This window comes from Nocardioides sp. Leaf374 (assembly GCF_916862475.1).
GTDB classification, from domain to species: domain Bacteria; phylum Actinomycetota; class Actinomycetes; order Propionibacteriales; family Nocardioidaceae; genus Nocardioides; species Nocardioides kribbensis.
The window spans coordinates 26,458-42,933 of record NZ_CAKASO010000037.1; the positions used below are offsets into that span (position 1 = coordinate 26,458).

General features: G+C 75.0%; 17 protein-coding genes. 5 read left to right on the forward strand and 12 right to left on the reverse strand.

Annotated elements, in window-relative coordinates:
* Positions 1–57: 57 nt before the first annotated feature.
* On the reverse strand, positions 58–1,386 hold the full coding sequence (locus tag LPA27_RS15185; RefSeq protein WP_228942969.1) for a GNAT family N-acetyltransferase: 1,329 nt from the start codon (positions 1,384–1,386) through the stop codon (positions 58–60).
* A gap of 63 nt (positions 1,387–1,449) precedes the next feature.
* Here LPA27_RS15185 and LPA27_RS15190 point away from each other — a divergent pair, with 63 nt between their 5' ends.
* The 3 genes from LPA27_RS15190 to LPA27_RS15200 are packed head-to-tail and all read left to right on the forward strand — an operon-like array spanning position 1,450 to position 3,390.
* On the forward strand, positions 1,450–2,550 hold the full coding sequence (locus LPA27_RS15190; RefSeq protein ID WP_228942970.1) for a DNA polymerase domain-containing protein: 1,101 nt from the start codon (positions 1,450–1,452) through the stop codon (positions 2,548–2,550).
* On the forward strand, positions 2,547–3,110 hold the full coding sequence (locus LPA27_RS15195; RefSeq protein ID WP_056862039.1) for an AAA family ATPase: 564 nt from the start codon (positions 2,547–2,549) through the stop codon (positions 3,108–3,110). The genes LPA27_RS15190 and LPA27_RS15195 overlap by 4 nt, the downstream gene beginning before the upstream one ends.
* The gene (locus LPA27_RS15200) at positions 3,103–3,390 is read left to right on the forward strand and encodes a DUF4031 domain-containing protein (protein WP_228942971.1); all 288 of its coding nucleotides are present in this window, start codon (positions 3,103–3,105) and stop codon (positions 3,388–3,390) included. Before LPA27_RS15195 ends, LPA27_RS15200 begins: the two co-directional genes overlap by 8 nt.
* Here LPA27_RS15200 and LPA27_RS15205 read toward each other — a convergent pair.
* From LPA27_RS15205 to serA, 3 genes are read right to left on the reverse strand one after another with little or no spacing between them, the layout of a single operon-like run.
* Positions 3,380–4,024 carry a hypothetical protein gene (locus LPA27_RS15205; protein WP_228942972.1) on the reverse strand — a complete coding sequence of 215 codons (645 nt, stop codon included), beginning with the start codon at positions 4,022–4,024 and terminating at the stop codon, positions 3,380–3,382. The two genes, LPA27_RS15200 and LPA27_RS15205, sit on opposite strands and share 11 nt — an antisense overlap.
* Before the next feature lie 53 nt (positions 4,025–4,077).
* Positions 4,078–4,956, reverse strand: a complete 879-nt coding sequence (locus LPA27_RS15210) for an oxygenase MpaB family protein (RefSeq protein WP_228942973.1) — start codon at positions 4,954–4,956, stop codon at positions 4,078–4,080.
* A 30-nt stretch (positions 4,957–4,986) separates the two neighbouring features.
* Positions 4,987–6,186 carry a phosphoglycerate dehydrogenase gene (serA, locus tag LPA27_RS15215; RefSeq protein ID WP_228942974.1) on the reverse strand — a complete coding sequence of 400 codons (1,200 nt, stop codon included), beginning with the start codon at positions 6,184–6,186 and terminating at the stop codon, positions 4,987–4,989.
* Positions 6,187–6,353: 167 nt separating this feature from the next.
* On the opposite strand from serA, the gene LPA27_RS15220 reads away from it, so the two are divergent.
* Positions 6,354–8,702, forward strand: a complete 2,349-nt coding sequence (locus LPA27_RS15220; protein ID WP_228942975.1) for a hypothetical protein — start codon at positions 6,354–6,356, stop codon at positions 8,700–8,702.
* Between the two features lie 19 nt (positions 8,703–8,721).
* Here LPA27_RS15220 and LPA27_RS15225 read toward each other — a convergent pair whose 3' ends face one another.
* From LPA27_RS15225 to LPA27_RS15245, 5 genes are read right to left on the reverse strand one after another with little or no spacing between them, the layout of a single operon-like run.
* On the reverse strand, positions 8,722–9,429 hold the full coding sequence (locus tag LPA27_RS15225) for a class I SAM-dependent methyltransferase (protein WP_228942976.1): 708 nt from the start codon (positions 9,427–9,429) through the stop codon (positions 8,722–8,724).
* Positions 9,426–10,238 (reverse strand): ABC transporter ATP-binding protein, encoded by an 813-nt coding sequence (locus tag LPA27_RS15230; protein ID WP_228942977.1) that lies wholly within the window; start codon positions 10,236–10,238, stop codon positions 9,426–9,428. The genes LPA27_RS15225 and LPA27_RS15230 overlap by 4 nt, the downstream gene beginning before the upstream one ends.
* Entirely contained in the window at positions 10,235–11,221 is a 987-nt protein-coding gene (locus tag LPA27_RS15235; RefSeq protein WP_228942978.1) for an ABC transporter substrate-binding protein, read from the reverse strand. The genes LPA27_RS15230 and LPA27_RS15235 overlap by 4 nt, the downstream gene beginning before the upstream one ends.
* Positions 11,222–11,258: 37 nt before the next feature.
* Positions 11,259–12,371 (reverse strand): FecCD family ABC transporter permease, encoded by a 1,113-nt coding sequence (locus tag LPA27_RS15240; RefSeq protein WP_228942979.1) that lies wholly within the window; start codon positions 12,369–12,371, stop codon positions 11,259–11,261.
* A gap of 59 nt (positions 12,372–12,430) precedes the next feature.
* Positions 12,431–13,600 carry an RtcB family protein gene (locus LPA27_RS15245; RefSeq protein ID WP_228942980.1) on the reverse strand — a complete coding sequence of 390 codons (1,170 nt, stop codon included), beginning with the start codon at positions 13,598–13,600 and terminating at the stop codon, positions 12,431–12,433.
* Positions 13,601–13,720: 120 nt separating this feature from the next.
* On the opposite strand from LPA27_RS15245, the gene LPA27_RS15250 reads away from it, so the two are divergent.
* Positions 13,721–13,879 (forward strand): hypothetical protein, encoded by a 159-nt coding sequence (locus tag LPA27_RS15250; RefSeq protein ID WP_228942981.1) that lies wholly within the window; start codon positions 13,721–13,723, stop codon positions 13,877–13,879.
* Positions 13,880–13,921: 42 nt separating this feature from the next.
* On the opposite strand, the gene LPA27_RS15255 is transcribed toward LPA27_RS15250, so the two are convergent.
* The 3 genes from LPA27_RS15255 to LPA27_RS15265 all read right to left on the reverse strand — a co-directional run.
* Positions 13,922–15,562: a DNA repair helicase XPB gene (locus tag LPA27_RS15255; RefSeq protein ID WP_228942982.1), complete on the reverse strand. Its 1,641-nt coding sequence runs from the start codon at positions 15,560–15,562 to the stop codon at positions 13,922–13,924.
* Between the two features lie 40 nt (positions 15,563–15,602).
* Positions 15,603–16,130, reverse strand: coding sequence for a CGNR zinc finger domain-containing protein (locus LPA27_RS15260; RefSeq protein WP_056862049.1), 528 nt, complete (start codon positions 16,128–16,130; stop codon positions 15,603–15,605).
* Between the two features lie 10 nt (positions 16,131–16,140).
* Positions 16,141–16,476 (reverse strand): WYL domain-containing protein (locus LPA27_RS15265; RefSeq protein ID WP_228942983.1); only part of this gene is annotated, 336 nt, incomplete at its 5' end.

The following is a 16,476-nucleotide window of genomic DNA, read 5'->3' on the forward strand; positions in this document are numbered from 1 at the left end:
AGCCGGGACATCCGGGGGGAGCCCCGGTCCCGCGGTGTCGGACCCCGGCGGCGGCGCTCAGAAGCCGGTGGTGTTCCAGGGGGCCGGACCGGCGTGGTCGGCCATCGCGGCCCACGTCGCCACGTCGGACCCGGTGACCCGACCCGCGGCGGCCGCGGTGAGCACGGAGCGGTCGCCGAGGTAGAGGGCGCCGAGCGTGTCGACGCCGAGCCGCACGCCGGGCGTCTCGTCGGTCGCCTCGACCCGTGCCCGTCCCTGCTCGGTGGTGACCCGGAAGGTCCCCGCGGCGTGACCGAGCGGGTCGTCGACGCCCAGCACGACCGTCGCGTCGTCGCTCCACGGCCGCGCCTCCAGCGCCGCGACCGGGTCGAGCACGCGCAGCCACAGCACGTCGCGCACCTCGGTGGTGGTGACGACCCGGGGGTCGGTGAGCGCGAGGTCGAGCGGGTCCTCGACCGGGGCGATGGCGCGCGCCTTCGCGGTCAGGTCGAGGTCGGCGAGGAAGCGCCACAGCCGCAGGTGCACCTGCGGGGTCAGGGCCTGCAGGTCGCGCACCTCCACCAGCCCGCCGTCGGTGTCCTTGACACGGAAGCGGACGTAGCCGTCGGGCGTGCCCGAGGGGTCGAGGTGCACCGCCACCCGCGACGCGCGGTCGGGGCCACCGGTCTCCCAGTCGTGCTCACCGCTGTCGTGGACCGCGTGGTGGGCCGGGCGCGCCACCATGCCCCGCGTCGTGGCCAGGACCTGCTCGAAGACCGCGCGGCACACCGGGTAGGCCTCGGCGGGCGTGGCCAGCTCGAGCGCCCCGGTGTCCTCGACCTGGTCGCGCAGGGCGAAGCGGGTCGTGAGGTCGACCTCGATGCGCCGGCGGCGGGTGGCCACGCCGAAGCCGTAACGGCCGTAGATGGAGCCCTCCGAGACCGTGAGGGCGGCCAGCGGCAGCCCCCGGTCGGCGGCCTCGGCGAGGTCCTCGCCCATCAGCCGGCGCAGGAGGCCGCGGCGGCGGTGGGTGGGGGCCACGGTGACGTCGGTGATCATGTGCAGCGGCAGCAGGCGCCCGCCACCGACGTTGACCTGGTGCTGCCAGCTGGTGAAGGTGCCGACCGGCGCCGGCGTGCCCGCCACCCGGCTGGTGCGCGGCCACACCGCCCGCAGCACCGCGTCGTCGGCGCGGGTCGACTCCAGCCAGCGGCGGTGCTTGTCGTCGTCGAGCCCGCCCTCGTGGAAGCCCAGGCTCCAGGCGTCGGCATACGCCCGCAGGCGGGAGAGCACGCCCGCGTCGGTGCTGTGGACGTCGAGCTGGTCGAAGACCAGGTCGGGATGGGGGTCGGCGTGGGGGTCGGCGTGGGGGTCGGCAGGGGGATCGGAGAGGGGGTCGGGGCGCACGTGGTCACGCTACGGCGCGTGCGCCGCCCGCCACGACCGGGTTTCGCCGCTACGGTGGCGCCCATGGCGAAGGCGAGCGCGGTCGAGGTGCAGGCGGGCGGGCGCGTCGTGCGGGTCTCGAGCCCCGACCGAGTGGTCTTCGAGGCCACCGACCGCACCCCGGAGATCACCAAGCTGGGCGTGGCGGAGTACGTCGCCTCCGTCGACGACGGGCTGATGCGGGCCCTGCGCGGTCGTCCCACGGCGCTGGAGCGCTGGACCTCCGGCGTGCGCCCCGGCATGCGGCTGGCCACGGGCCCGCAGGATAAGGACGCCGACGCGTTCTACCAGAAGCGGGTGCCCAAGGGGGCGCCCGACTACCTCGAGACCGCCCGCATCACCTTCCCCTCGGGGCGCACCGCCGACGAGATCTGCCCGACCGAGATCGCGGTGCCGGTGTGGTGCGCCCACATGGGCACGATCACCTTCCACCCCTGGCCGGTGCGCCGCGACCCCGCGGTCGAGGGCTGGCAGGACCGCCCCGACGAGCTGCGCATCGACCTCGACCCCCAGCCCGGCACGACCTTCGCCGACGCCGTGCGCGTCGCCGGCGTCGCCGACGCGCTGCTGCGTGAGCTCGGTCTGGTCGGGTGGCCCAAGACGTCGGGCAACCGCGGCGTGCACGTCTACGTGCGCATCCGCCCGGAGTGGGACTTCGCCGACGTGCGCCACGCCGCCATCGGCCTGGGCCGCGAGCTCGAGCGCCGCGACCCCGGCGTCACCACGAACTGGTGGAAGGAGGAGCGCGGGCAGCGGATCTTCGTCGACTACAACCAGAACTGCCGCGACCGCACCATCGCCTCCGCCTACTCCCTGCGCCCGCTGCCCGGGGCGCCCGTGTCGACCCCGCTGTCGTGGGAGGAGCTGGCCGAGCTGCGCGACCCCCGCGAGCTCAACATCGTCACGGTGCCCGAGCGGCTGCGCGAGCACGGCGACCCGTGGGCCGGCATCGACGACGCGGCGGGCTCGCTCCAGCCGCTGCTCGACCTGTGGGAGGAGCTGCCCGGCGGAGAGCTCAACTACCCGCCCGACCACCCCAAGATGCCGGGGGAGCCGCCGCGCGTGCAGCCCTCGAAGAAGGTCGCCGCCCACTGGGACGACGACGGCAACCGGGTCGAGGGGTGAGCCTGCTCCTCCACCTCAACGGACCGCCCGGCATCGGCAAGTCGGCCCTCGCCGCCCGGTGGGCGGACGCCCACCCGGGCACGCTGCTGCTCGACGTCGACGCGCTGCGCACGTGGGTCGGTGGGTGGCGGGAGGACTTCGCCGCCACCGGGGAGGTGGCCAGACCCGTCGCGCACGCCATGGTCACGGCCCACCTGCGCGGCGGGCGCGACGTCGTGCTGCCGCAGCTGCTCGCCGACCCCGCGGGCCTGGCCGGCTTCGAGCAGGCCGCACACGCCGCCGGGGCCGACGTCTGCTCGGTGCTGCTGCGGGCACCGGCGTCCGAGGTCGCCACGCGGTGCGCGCGGCGCGAGGACTCGACGCCGCTGGCGCAGGCTGTCGCCGGCGTGGTCGACGGCGAGGGCGAGCAGGGTCCGGCGCTGTGGATCTCGCGCCTCGAGGCGCTCACCGGCCAGCGCCCCGACCTCCTCGACCTCGACGTGGGCGGTCTCGACGAGGCCGCCTCGCTGCGGGCGCTCGGGCACCTCGTGCGGCGCGCGGTGCCAGGATGGGGTGCGTGAGCGCCCGATGATCCTCATCGACCCGCCCAACGCCGCCGGCCACGGCCGGCTGTGGTCGCACCTGGCCAGCGACACGTCCTACGACGAGCTGCACGCCTTCGCGCGGGCCCAGGGCTTCTCCGAGCGCGGCTTCGACCGCGACCACTACGACGTCCCCTCGGAGTGGTACGACCACGTCGTGGCCGCCGGTGCCACGCCGGTCAGCAGCCGCGAGCTCGTCGCCCGGCTGCGCGCGGCCGGGCTGCGCACGACGCAGAGGCGCGGCCGCCCTAGCGGCTGACGGCCTCGGAGCGGCCCGTGCGGGCCCCCAGCGAGGCGAGCTCGGCGTCGAGGTTGGCGCGGGCCGGGGCCTCCCAGGTGCGGCGGGCGTGCGCGGTGTGGAAGAGCTCCGGCTTCTCGGCCAGGCTCTCCAGCACCCGGGCTCGGCCCTCGTGGAAGGTCTCGTCGTCGAGGTGGGCGTACTCGCGACGCACGGCGGCGACGTAGTCGTCGTAGCGCGCACGGGGCGCGGCGAGGATGGCCAGGTCGGCGTCGGAGAGGGCGCAGCCGGCGGGGTCGTCGTCGTCGGGCTGGTGGGTCTCGGTGAGCCGGACCAGGCGCACGACCTCGGCGACCTCCTCGGCCGGCAGGTGGGCGGCGAGGGCGTGCTCGGCCCAGGCGGCCGAGCGCTCCTCGGCGTCTCGCTCCCCGTCGTAGACCCCGTCGTGGAACCACGCGGCGAGCACCACCGGACGCTGCGGGTAGGACGCACCCCGCGCGGCGAGCTCGTCGAGCCGGTCGAGCACCTCGGCGAGGTGGCGCAGGTCGTGGTAGCCGCGGCTCGGGTCGCCGTAGGCGGCCAGCAGTGCGTCGCGCACGTCGGTGGCGCCGGCGAGCGGCCAGCGTGAGGAGAGGTCCGGATGCGGAGGTTCCATGGGTCCATTCAACGGGGACGCACCCACCGGTGCCAGCCCGGGTCGGGGGTGGATCAGGCGTCGGCGGCGGCGCGGGCGGCCTGCGAGGGCGTCATCGCCCACCGGATGGTGCCGGTGGCCAGGCCGCCCAGCGCCCGCACGACGGTCCGCTCGCCCACCGGCAGCCAGGGCAGCCGCAGCGGCAGCCGGGTCCACACCGGCATCAGCGCCACGGCAGCGGCCACCAGCACGCCGTAGGGCGCCCGGGCGGGCAGGGGGAGCGGCGGCTTGAAGAGCAGGTAGCCCACGGCCTCACGCGCCTCGGGGGTGCCGCGCAGCTCGGGGCGGTAGGCGGCCAGCGCCTCGCGCAGCTCGGCCTCGGTCTGCGGCGGGTCGACGACGCCGAGCCGCTCGGCGATCACCCCGACCTGGGCGACGTACTCGTCGCGCCCGGCCTGGTCGAGCGGCTGCTTGCCGTAGACCTGGTGGGCCAGCAGGAAGGAGTCGACCTCCGCGACGTGCACCCACCTCAGCAGGTGGGGGTCGGAGGCGGCGTACGGCGTGCCGTCGGGCATCGTGCCGGTGACCTTGGCGTGGATGCGGCGCACGACGTCGACCGCGGTCTGGGCGTCCTCGGCGTGGCCGAAGGTGGTCGTGGCGAGGAACGTGCTCGTGCGCGCCAGGCGGCCCCACATGTCACCGCGGTAGCCCGAGTGCTCGGCCACCGCCCGCATCGCCGCGGGGTGCAGCGTCTGCAGGAGCAGCGCCCGGATCCCGCCGATGAACATCGAGGCGTCGCTGTGCACCCGCACGATCGCGCTGTCGGGCTCGAACCACCGCGGCCCGGGCCGGTTGTGGATCCGGTCGCTCTGCTTGGCGCCGTCGGGCCCGGCCACGCGCTCGAACAGCGCCTGGCCCAGCCGGTCGCGCACGCTCACCCTCGCGGTCCCCATGCCCCGAGCCTACGGACGGGGCGGTGGGGCTCAGGCCGACCAGGTGCGGACCCAGAGCGTGTGCTCGGAGTCGGCGAGGGCCTTGATCGCCGACTCCGGGACGGGGTCGGAGGTGTCGGTGACGACGTAGCCCTGCTCGCCGGAGGTGGCGAGGTACTGACCGGTGACGTTGCTGCCCGACTCGGCGATGAGCCGGTTGACCGAGGCGAGCACGCCGGGCACGTTGACGTGGAGGTAGCCCAGCCGGTGCCCGCTCTGCAGCTGCGGGGCCATGACGGCGGGCAGGTCGACCGACAGCTCGGTGCGGCCCTCGAGGGCGAAGCCGGCGAGCTTGTTGGCGACGAAGAAGCCGATCTCCTCCTGCGCCTCCTGCGTGGAGCCGCCGACGTGCGGGGTGAGGATGACGTTGTCGAGACCGCGCAGCGGCGACTCGAAGGGGTCGCCCTGGGCCTTGGGCTCGATCGGGAAGACGTCGAGGGCGGCGCCGGCGATGTGGCCCGAGAGGATGTGCTCGCGCAGCGACTCGTTGTCGACGACCATGCCTCGCGCGGCGTTGATGAACAGCGAGCGCGGCTTCATGCGCGCGAACTGCTCGGGGCCGAAGAAGCCGGCGTTGCCGGGGCGGCCGTCGACGTGCAGCGTGACGACGTCGGCCTGCTCGAGCAGGTCGTCGAGGGTCTTCATGCGCTGCGCGTTGCCGTGGGCCAGCCGGTCGGCGGTGTCGAAGAAGATGACCCGCATGCCCATCGACTCGGCCAGGTTGGACAGCTGGGTGCCGATGTTGCCGTAGCCGACGATGCCGAGGGTGCGGCCGCGGATCTCGTGGCTGCCCTTGGCCGACTTGTCCCAGACACCGGCGTGCATCTTGCCCGACTTCTCGTGCAGGCGACGGGCCAGCGCGATGATCTCGCCGATGACCAGCTCCACCACGCTGCGGGTGTTGGAGAAGGGCGCGTTGAAGACGGCCAGGCCGCGGGCCGCGGCCGCGGCCAGGTCGACCTGGTTGGTGCCGATGCAGAAGCAGCCGACGGCCTGCAGGTCGGTGGCGGCGTCGAGCACCCGCTCGGTGAGGTGGGTGTTGGAGCGGATGCCGAGCAGGTCGACGCCGAGGAGCGTCTCCACGAGCTCGTCCTCGGAGAGGGAGCCGGCGCGCAGCTCGACCTCGAAGCCGCGACCCTCGAGGATCTGGACGGCGAGCGGATGGATGTTCTCGAGCAGCAGTGCCTTCACTCCGACAAGGGTAGAGAAGCCGCGCCGCTGCGCCGAAAACCCGATGAGGCGTGGACGCCGCGGCGGTGCGGCCGCAGGATGTGCGTGCTCGAGGCAACCGGACGACGCTCTCGTGCGTCTAGGAGTCGGTGGGCAGACCGCCCACCCCGAACGAACGGACCCCACCCGTGCTCCAGCGCCCCACCCGCCGTGCCGCCGCGGCGCTCGCCGCCATCATGCTCCCGTTGACGGCCGCGGCCGTCGTGCCCACCCCGACCGCCGCCGCGCCGCCGGCGCCGGGCGCCACCTCCGCCGACCGCGGCACCTGGCAGGTGTCGCGGGTCGACGCCGTGACCTGGCGCGTGGCGTGGACCGCGCCGGGCCGGCTGCCGCTGGGCTCCGACCGCCCGACCCTCGCCGGCGCCGGCCTCGGCTTCGGGGCCCCGACCGTGAGCGCCGACGGGCGCACCGTGAGCGCCACGGTGCGCTCCGCGCAGCGCCCCGACCCCGCCGACCTCGACGTGCTGCTCTCGGGCGACCGCCTGGACGAGTCCGGGCTCGACGCGTCCCGGGCCACCGCGCCGCTCGCCGCGGGTCGCGCGGCCACCGCGCCGTACACGCAGGGCTTCGCCGAGCTCGCCGACGACCCCGGGGTGGCCGGGCCGTTCGCCACTGTCGCCAGCGACTACGAGCTCGACCCGGTCAAGCTGCCGGGGATGCCCGAGCCGGTCGAGATGGTCGGCCACGTGGTCGAGCCCGCCGCCGACGCCGCGACCGGGCCCCGGCCGCTCGTGCTCTTCCAGCACGGTCGTCACGGCGTGTGCTACGACCCGGACCGACCGCGCGCCTACAGCTCCGACTGGCCCTGCGCGGGCCGCTTCGAGGAGATCCCGAGCCACCTGGGCTACGTGCAGACCCAGGAGCTGCTGGCCAGCCAGGGCTACGCCACCGTCTCGATCCGCGTCAACGGCATCAACGCCCAGGACTACCGCCTCGACGACGGCGGTGCCGACGCCCGCGCCGAGATCATCGCGCGCCACCTCGACCACTGGGTCGACCTGGCGCCCTCCCACGACGTCGACCTCGACCGGGTCGTGCTGGTGGGCCACAGCCGCGGCGGCGAGGGCGTGGACCGCGCCTCGATCCAGATCCCGCTGTCAGCTCCCTACCGCGTCGCCGGTCAGGTGCTCATCGCGCCGACCGACTTCGGCACCCAGACCGCGCCCTACGTGCCCACCGTGACCCTGCTGCCGGCCTGCGACGGCGACGTGTTCGACCTCCAGGGCCAGCGCTTCACCGACTACGGCCGTGACGTCGCCCCCGACGACACCTCGCTGAAGAGCTCGGTGCTGGTGCTGGGCGCCAACCACAACTTCTTCAACTCCGAGTGGACCCCCGGCGTGGCCGCGGCCCCGTCGGTCGACGACTGGTTCGGCGGGGAGAACCGCTCGTGCGGCACCGCCGACCCGCGCCGTCTCGACGGCGCCGAGCAGCGTGCGGTGGGCGCGACGTACACCGCCGGGGCCGTGCGGCTCTTCACCGGCGACGACGCGGTGCTGCCGCTCTTCGACGGCTCGCGGGTCACCGCGGCGTCGGCCGGCGACGCCGAGGTGCTCAGCCACGCCGTCGGTGGCGGGCGCGACGTGCGCGCGCCCGGCGACGAGGCCGGACGCTCCCTGCCCGACGGCGCGGCCTCGCGCTTCTGCCGCGGCACCGCGTCCTACGCCCAGCGCGCCGCCGACTGCGGGCGCGGCATCACGGGCCAGGTGACCCCGCACTGGACCACGTCGGGCGAGCGCACCCCGACCCACCGCTTCCTGGAGGTGTCGTGGGACGCCCCGGGCCAGCGCGCCGGACTGGTGCTGGAGGAGCCGCTCGACCTCGCCGGGCGTCGGCTCGAGCTGCGCACCCTCGTCGACCCGCGGCTGGGCCACGTGCAGGTCGACGTGCGCCTCACCGACGCCGACGGCGCCACCGCCGTGGTGACCCCGGAGGGCGACGGCGTGCTGCGCGCGCTGCCGCGCGGCAGCACCAAGATCTGGGGCCAGACGCTGCTGGTCGACGCCTCCGCCGCCGCCGGCATCGACCCCGCCCGCGTCACCGCGGTCGACCTGGTCTCCCGCAGCGACGACGGGCGGGTCTGGGTCGCCGACGTCTCGGCCGCGCCCGAGGGCCTCGCCGCCGTGCCGCAGCGGCGGATGGCCACGATCAGCTTCGCCGACGTGCGCCGGCCCGAGGGCGACGGCCCCGCGCCCGCCACGGTCGACCTGCCCTTCACGGTCACCGGCCTGACCCGCCCGGCGCGGGTGCTCGTGCTCACCACCGGTCAGTCGCGCGGCTCGCTGGAGCGCTACGTGCTCGACCTCGCCCCCGGGCAGACCGGTGGCGTCGTGCCGCTGGCCTACCAGCCCGACGACGAGCGCGGGGCCCGCAGGTACGACTTCCAGCTGACCGCCTGGGCCCTCGACGGCGTGATGACCGACCAGTACGTCGCCCGCGCGTCGGTCATCGACGACGACCGCCGGGGCCGCGGCTGAGGCGGCCCGGCCGGGCCGGTCAGGGGCGCGCGGTCAGCAGGAACTGCAGCCGTACGTCGTGCCCGGGTGCCGCGCCGTGGGCCCGGTCGAGCTCCAGCAGCCCGGTCAGCGGGGTCACCTCGACGTCGCGGAAGCCGCCGTCGCGCAGCGCCTGGGCGCTGGCCTCGATGCTGGTGGCCTCGGCCAGCGGGAGGGCCGCGCGCACGCCGTCGTCGTAGGAGCCGGTGAAGTCCTCGCTGCCGTGGCTCCCGAGCCCGTCGGGGAACCACGTGCTGTCCACCATGGCCAGCACCCCGTCGGGGCGCAGCACGCGGCGCCAGGCCCCCAGGGCGGCTCCGGGCTCGCGCAGCGTCCACAGCACGTAGCGCCCGGCGAGCACGTCGAAGCTGTCGTCCGGGAAGTCGGGGGCGACCATGTCGCCGCGCACCAGCCGCGGCGGACGGGTCGTCGGGGGCAGCCCGGCGACCCGCTGCCGCGCCACCTCGAGCATGCCGTCGGCCAGGTCGATGCCGGTGACGCGGTGGCCGAGCCCGGCGAGCAGGGTGGTGACGTAGCCGCTGCCGCAGCCGAGGTCGAGCACGTCGGCCGGGGCCGGGGGCAGCGCCGCCGACCACACCTCGGCCCACAGCTCGCGGTCGCGGCCCCGGTGCTCGGGCCGGTGCTGGCCGGCGTCGTAGGCCGGGGCCCGGCGGCTCCAGTAGTCGTTCATGCGGTCCTGGACGCTCATGCGGGGGCTCCTCGGTCGGTGGGCGGGTCGGCGGGCGGGTCGGTGGGCTGGAAGAGCAGGTGGACCTGGCCGTCGACCTCGACCCGGCGGATGCCGATGCCGTAGACGGGCTCGAGGACGGCCGGGTCGAGCACGGTGCCGGCCGGCCCGGCGGCCACGACCGCGCCGTCGCCGAGCAGCACGAGGTCGTCGCAGTAGCGGGCGGCCAGGTTGAGGTCGTGCAGCACCACGACGACCGCGGTCGGGTCGGGGCCCTCGACGAGCCCTCGCACCAGGCCGAGCACCTCGTGCTGGTAGCGCACGTCGAGGTGGTTGGTCGGCTCGTCGAGGAGCAGGTGCGTCGCCTGCTGGGCCAGTGCGCGGGCGATGAGCACGCGCTGCCGCTCGCCTCCGGAGAGCCCGGCGAAGGCGCGGGCGCCGAGGTGGTCGGCCCCGACCCGGCGCAGGCAGTCGAGGGCCAGCGCGTGGTCGTCGGCCCCGAGGCGCTGGAAGGTCGACAGGTGGGGTCCGCGCCCCAGCAGGACCATCTCCGCCACCGTCAGGGCGGTCTCGCCGCCGCTCTCCTGCACCACGACGGCGAGGCGCCGGGCCGCCTCCCGCGGGCCGAGCGACGCGGCCGGGTCGCCGTCGACCTCGACCTGCCCGGTGGGGGAGCGCAGCGCGCCGTGCAGCAGGCGCAGCAGGGTCGTCTTGCCGCTGCCGTTGGGGCCGATGAGCCCCAGCACGCGGCCGGGCCGCGCGAGGAGGTCGACGTCGTGGACGACCGGGCGGCCGGCGTAGGACCAGGAGACCCCGGTCGCGGTGATCACTCCCCGAACCTCGCCACGATCGCCTCGAGCCCGTCGACGGCCAGCGGGCTCGGCGGCTCGGTGAAGTTGAAGAGCTGGGTCATCACCTCTCCCTCGCGCACGGCCGTGAGCCGCTCCGCGCCGGGGAGGTCCACCAGGGCCTCCTCGACGTCGGCGGGGTCGCCGTCGGTGTGGAGCAGCACGATCACGTCGGGGTCGCGGCCCAGCAGCTCCTCGAGGGTGACCTCGACGACCCGCTCGTCGACGTCGCCGAACACGTTCTCGAAGCCGGCGGCCTCCAGCTGCGGGTGGGCCATCGACCCGGTGCCGTAGGCGTACGTCGTGCCTCCGCCCACCGTGGGGTAGAGTACGGCGGCCGTGCGCCCCGACGGCCCGTCGACCTCGGCCTCGACGGCGGCGAGGCGCTCCTGCAGGTCGGCGGTGGCGGCGGCCGCCTCGTCGGGACGGTCGAAGACCTCGCCGTAGAGCGCCAGCTGCGACCAGACGTCGTCGAAGCCGGGCTCGCTCCCGCCGGTCTCGCACAGTGCCGGCTCCTCCAGCAGTGGCACGTCGACGGCCTCGAGGCTGCTGCGCGAGAGGTTGTCGACCTCGCCCAGCACGAGGTCGGGCCGCTGGGCGACGACGACCTCCTTGGAGATCTGCAGGTGCCCGCCGGCGTCGGTGTCGCTGGTCAGCTCGGGGATCACGTCGAGCTCGGCGAGGGTCTGCTCGTCGTAGTACTCCGACGGGTAGAGCCCGGCGCGGGCGACGACCCGGTCGAGCACGCCGAGGTCGTGCAGGTAGGGCACCGCGGCGCTCTTGAGCATCACCACCCGCTCCGGGGCGGAGGGGAAGGTGACGTCACTGCCGCAGTTGGCGACCGTCACCGGCTCGCCGCCCGAGGCGCTGCCCGACGCGTCGGTCGAGGTGCCGCAGCCGGCGAGCGCGAGGACGGAGGCGGTGAGGACGGAGGCGGTGAGGGCGGAGCCACGTGGGCGGGGCATGGGTCTCCTAGGTGGGGAGGGATCGGGGAGGGAGGGGTCAGGCCGCGGTGGCGTGGAGGCGGCGGATGAGCAGCAGGAGGAAGGGGGCGCCCACGACCGAGGTGATGATCCCGATCGGGATCTCCTGCGGCTGGAGGAGCACGCGGCTGGCGACGTCGGCCCAGACGAGCAGGATCGCGCCCATGAGCGCGGCGGTCGGCACGACGCGCACGTGACCCGCGCCGACCGCGCGGCGCGCGAGGTGGGGCACCACGAGGCCGACGAAGCCGATGCTGCCGGCGGCGGCGACGAGCACCGCGACGCACAGCGACACGACCAGCAGCAGGAGGGTCCGGAAGCGGTCGGGGGAGATCCCGAGGGTGTGGGCGGTCTCGTCGCCGACGGCGAGCGCGTCGAGCCCGCGCCCCCACACCGCCAGCAGCGCGACGGTGAGGGACACCACGCCCGCGACCACCGCGAGCGGCGCGCCCCACTGGGCCAGTCCGAGGGAGCCCAGCAGCCAGAACATCACCGACCGCGCGCCCTCGGCGGAGCCGGAGGCGAAGACCAGGAAGCTGGTGAGCCCCGACAGCGCGTAGCCCACCGCCACCCCGGCGAGCAGCATCCGGGTCGAGGTGAGCCGCCCGCCGGAGCGTGCCACCGCGAGCACGAGCGCGGAGGCCGCCACGGCGCCGAGGAAGGCGCTGGCGGGCAGCGCGTGCTGTCCGAGGCCGGCGCCGAGGCCGAAGAGGATGGCCGCCGCGGCGCCGGTGGAGGCGCCGGAGTTGATGCCGAGCAGGTAGGGGTCGGCCAGCACGTTGCGCACCATGGCCTGCAGGGCCACCCCGCAGACGGCGAGCCCGGCGCCGACCAGCACGGCGAGCGCCACCCGCGGCAGCCTCACCTGCCAGACGATGGCGTCGCTGGTGGGGTCGACGGAGGCCGCTCCGGGCAGGCCCAGCAGGTGGTGCCCCACGATGCGCGCCACGGTGGCGGGGTCGATGCCGACCGCCCCCGCGCCCACCCCGACCAGCACGGTGGCGACCAGCCCGGCCCCGAGGCCGAGCAGACACAGCGTCGTACGCCGGCGCCGCGCGCGGAGGCCGAGCGGGTCGTCCGCCTGTCCGGGGGCGGGGCCCGGACGGGCGGACGGGGTGGCGGTGGGTGTCACGACGCTCCCGTGTTGTTGCGAACAATGCGCAACAACGTACCAGTCGCCGTAGGCCCGGATCAGTCGCCCTTGACGTTGACCACCTGCCGCAGCACGTGTCTGACCTCCACCAGGTCGGAGGCGTCGGCCATGACGCGGTCGATGTCCTTGTAGGCCCCCGGGATCTCGTCGAGGAAGGCCTCGGAGTCGCGCCACTCGATGCCCGTCATCGCCTCCCGCAGCTGCTCGCGGGTGAAGGTGCGCCGGGCCCGTGCCCGCGAGTACTCCCGCCCCGCGCCGTGGGGTGCGGAGTGCAGCGAGACCGGGTCGCCCCTGCCGACGACGACGTAGGAGGCGGCGCCCATCGACCCGGGGATCAGCCCGGGCCGACCGGCCTCGGCGTTGATGGCGCCCTTGCGGGAGAGCCACACGTCGCGACCGAAGTGCCGCTCCCGCTCGGTGTAGTTGTGGTGGCAGTTGATCTCCTCGGTGCGCACCACGGCCTCGCCGACCCACTCCTCGACCTGGCGCACGACGCGGTCCATCATCTCCTCGCGGTTGAGCAGCGCGTAGGTCTGCGCCCACCGCATCTGGGCGACGTAGGCGTCGAGCTCCGCGGTGCCCTCGACGAGGTAGGCGAGGTCCTTGTCGGGCAGCGGCACCCACCAGCGCTCGCAGAGGTCGCGCGCGACGGCGATGTGGTGCTGCGCGATCCGGTTGCCCACCCCGCGCGAGCCCGAGTGCAGGAAGAGCCAGACCCGCTGCTCCTCGTCGACGCTCACCTCGATGAAGTGGTTGCCCGAGCCCAGGGTGCCCAGCTGCAGCTCCCAGCGCCGGGCGTACGCCGCCGGCTCGAAGCCGGCCTGCTCGGCGAGGCGGGTCAGCAGCTCGAGCCGCTGCCGGGTGTGCTCGCGGCTGACGCGGCGGTTGACTCCGCCGGCCGAGAGCGGCACCGCCCGCTCGATGGCCTCGCGCACGGGGCGCCGGTCGGCGGGCAGCCGGTCGGCCGTCCACTGGGTGCGCACGGCGATCATGCCGCAGCCGATGTCGACGCCGACGGCGGCGGGCATGATCGCGCCGAGGGTCGGGATGACCGACCCGACGGTCGCCCCCAGACCCAGGTGGGCGTCGGGCATCAGCGCGAGGTGCGGGTGGATGAACGGCATGCGCGCCGTCGTCATCGCCTGCTCGCGGGTGGTGTCCTCGAGGATGGAAGCCCAGCTGAGGAGCTTCGGGGTGATCTTCTCCATCGTCCTTCCCCTGATCGGTCGCCGACCACGGTGGCCGGCGACCGGCGACGCTACGGAGCAGGAATCGGGTGGCACCCCCGGTTTTGCGCGTGCAGGGGTGCGGCGGGCGAGGATGCGCCCGTGCGCCTGTCGACCGCCCGCCTCCTGACCGTCACCGACGACGGCGGGCTGGACCCGCTGCTGCCCGCCCCGGCGGAGATCGCCGTGGCCGTCGTGCTCGTGCTCGCGGTGCTCGGTCTCGTCGTGTGGCTGGTGCGCCGGGCCCGCCGCGGCCGCTGACCCGGCCGGCTGACCCGGCCGGCGGCCCCGGCGGGGCCCTCCTCAGGCGGGCAGGTCCTCGGCGTCGACGATGCGGTAGGCGTAGCCCTGCTCGGCCAGGAAGCGCTGGCGGTTCTGGGCGAACTCCGCGTCGACGGTGTCGCGCGAGACGATCGTGTAGAAGTGCGCGGTCTTGCCCTCGCTCTTGGGCCGCAGCAGCCGGCCCAGGCGCTGGGCCTCCTCCTGGCGCGAGCCGAAGGAGCCGGACACCTGGATGGCCACCTCGGCCGAGGGCAGGTCGATGGAGAAGTTCGCCACCTTGCTCACCACCAGCAGGCCGATCTCGCCCGAGCGGAAGGCCTCGAAGAGGCGCTGGCGCTCCTTGACCGTCGTCTCGCCCTTGATGACCGGGGCGTTGAGGGCGGCGGCGAGCTCGTCGAGCTGCTCGATGTACTGCCCGATGACCAGGGTGGGCTGGCCCGGGTGCTGGGCGACCAGCTCGCGCACCACGTCGACCTTGTGGTGGGTGCAGGCGGCCAGGCGGTAGCGCTCCTCGGGCTCGGCCGTGGCGTAGACCAGCCGCTCGTCGGTGGGCAGCGAGACCCGCACCTCGACGCAGTCGGCCGGCGCGATCCAGCCCTGCGACTCGATGTCCTTCCAGGGCGCGTCGTACCTCTTGGGCCCGATGAGGGAGAAGACGTCGCCCTCGCGGCCGTCCTCGCGCACGAGGGTCGCGGTGAGGCCGATGCGCCGGCGCGCCTGGAGGTCGGCGGTCATCCGGAAGATCGGCGCGGGCAGCAGGTGCACCTCGTCGTAGACGATGAGGCCCCAGTCGCGGGCGTCGAGCAGCTCGAGGTGGGGGTAGGCGCCCTTGCGGCGCAGCGTGAGCACCTGGTAGGTCGCGATGGTGACCGGCTTGATCTCCTTCATCGCCCCGGAGTACTCGCCGATCTCGTCCTCGGTGAGCGACGTGCGCTTCACCAGCTCGTCCTTCCACTGCCGCGCCGAGACGGTGTTGGTCACCAGGATCAGCGTGGTGGCCTTGGCGTGGGCCATCGCGGCCGCGCCGACCAGCGTCTTGCCGGCGCCGCACGGCAGCACGACGACGCCGGAGCCGCCGTGCCAGAAGGAGTCGGCGGCGTCGCGCTGGTAGTCGCGCAGGTGCCACTCGCTCTCGTCGAGGTCGATGGGGTGGGCCTCGCCGTCGACGTAGCCGGCGAAGTCCTCGGCCGGCCAGCCCAGCTTGAGCAGCGCCTGCTTGAGGTTGCCGCGCTCGGAGCCGTGCACCACCACGGTGTCATCGTCGAGGCGGGCGCCGATCATGCCGGCGATCTTCTTGGCCCGCAGCACCTCCTCGAGCACGGGTCGGTCGGAGCTGACCAGGGTCAGCCCGTGCACCGGGTGCTTCTCCAGGCGCAGCCGGCCGTAGCGGGCCATGGTCTCGGCCACGTCGACCAGCAGCGAGTGCGGCACGGCGTAGCGGCTGTACTCCAGCAGCGTGTCCACGACCTGCTCGGCGTCGTGTCCCGCGGCGCGTGCGTTCCACAGCCCCAGCGGCGTGAGCCGGTAGGTGTGCACGTGCTCGGGGGAGCGCTCGAGCTCGGCGAAGGGGGCGATCGCCTTGCGGCAGTCCTGCGCCCGCTCGTGGTCGATCTCGAGCAGCAGGGTCTTGTCGGACTGGACGATGAGGGGGCCGTCGTTCACCTGGCGAGTCTACGGAGCCGCCGGGCGGCGGGCGGTCGGCTCAGGCCGGCGTACGCCGTCGCGCGCGGTGGGCGGCCACGTGGACCCGCGAGGCGCACCGCCCGGAGCAGTAGCGCCGGGAGCGGTTGGAGGAGGTGTCGACCCACACCTGCGAGCAGCGCGGCTCCCCGCACACGCCGAGCCGGGCGGCGCCGAGGTCGGCCACCAGGGTGGCCAGGCCCACCAGCGACTCGGCGAGGAGCTGCTCGGCCACGGCGTCGGAGCGACCCCCGACGGCCAGGCGCAGGCCCGACGGCGCGTGCGGGTCGGGCGTGAGTCGCGGGGTGACCGGGTGCGCGGCCAGCAGGGCGTCGAGGGCCTCGACGGCGGCCGCGTCGCGACCCTCGGCGGCCGCCCGGAAGACGGGGTCGAGGTCGCGCTGCAGCCGCCGCACGAGCATGCAGTCGCGGTCGGTCACCCGCGCGGCCAGCGCGGGGCGCTCCGAGAGCACAGCGACGAGGTCGTCGACGTCGAGCACCGTGGCGTTGACCAGCCGGGCGGCCTGCTCGGCGTGGCCCGCGACGTCCATGGCGCCCAGCCTACGAGCCGGCGGCGCCGGGCTCGACGGGCTTGACCGTGGTGATCCGGTGCACCGCGAAGGTCCGCACGTCGTCGACGCGGTGGTCGCGCGCGGTGAGCTGTCCGCCCTCCACCGCGAGCGGGTCGACGATCCGCTCGGTGCGGGTGCCGTGGTTGTCGACGTAGCCGATGAGCACGCTCAGGCCCAGCTCGACCGCCTCGCGCAGGGCCGCCAGCGATCCCGACGGGGTCAGGGCGCTCGCGGGCGCCTGGAGCCGGGTGCTGGTGGCGCGGTCGCCCGAGCGCACCGCGGTGACCACCGCGGCCACGCGCGCGCCCTCGCGGGCGTCGCGCTG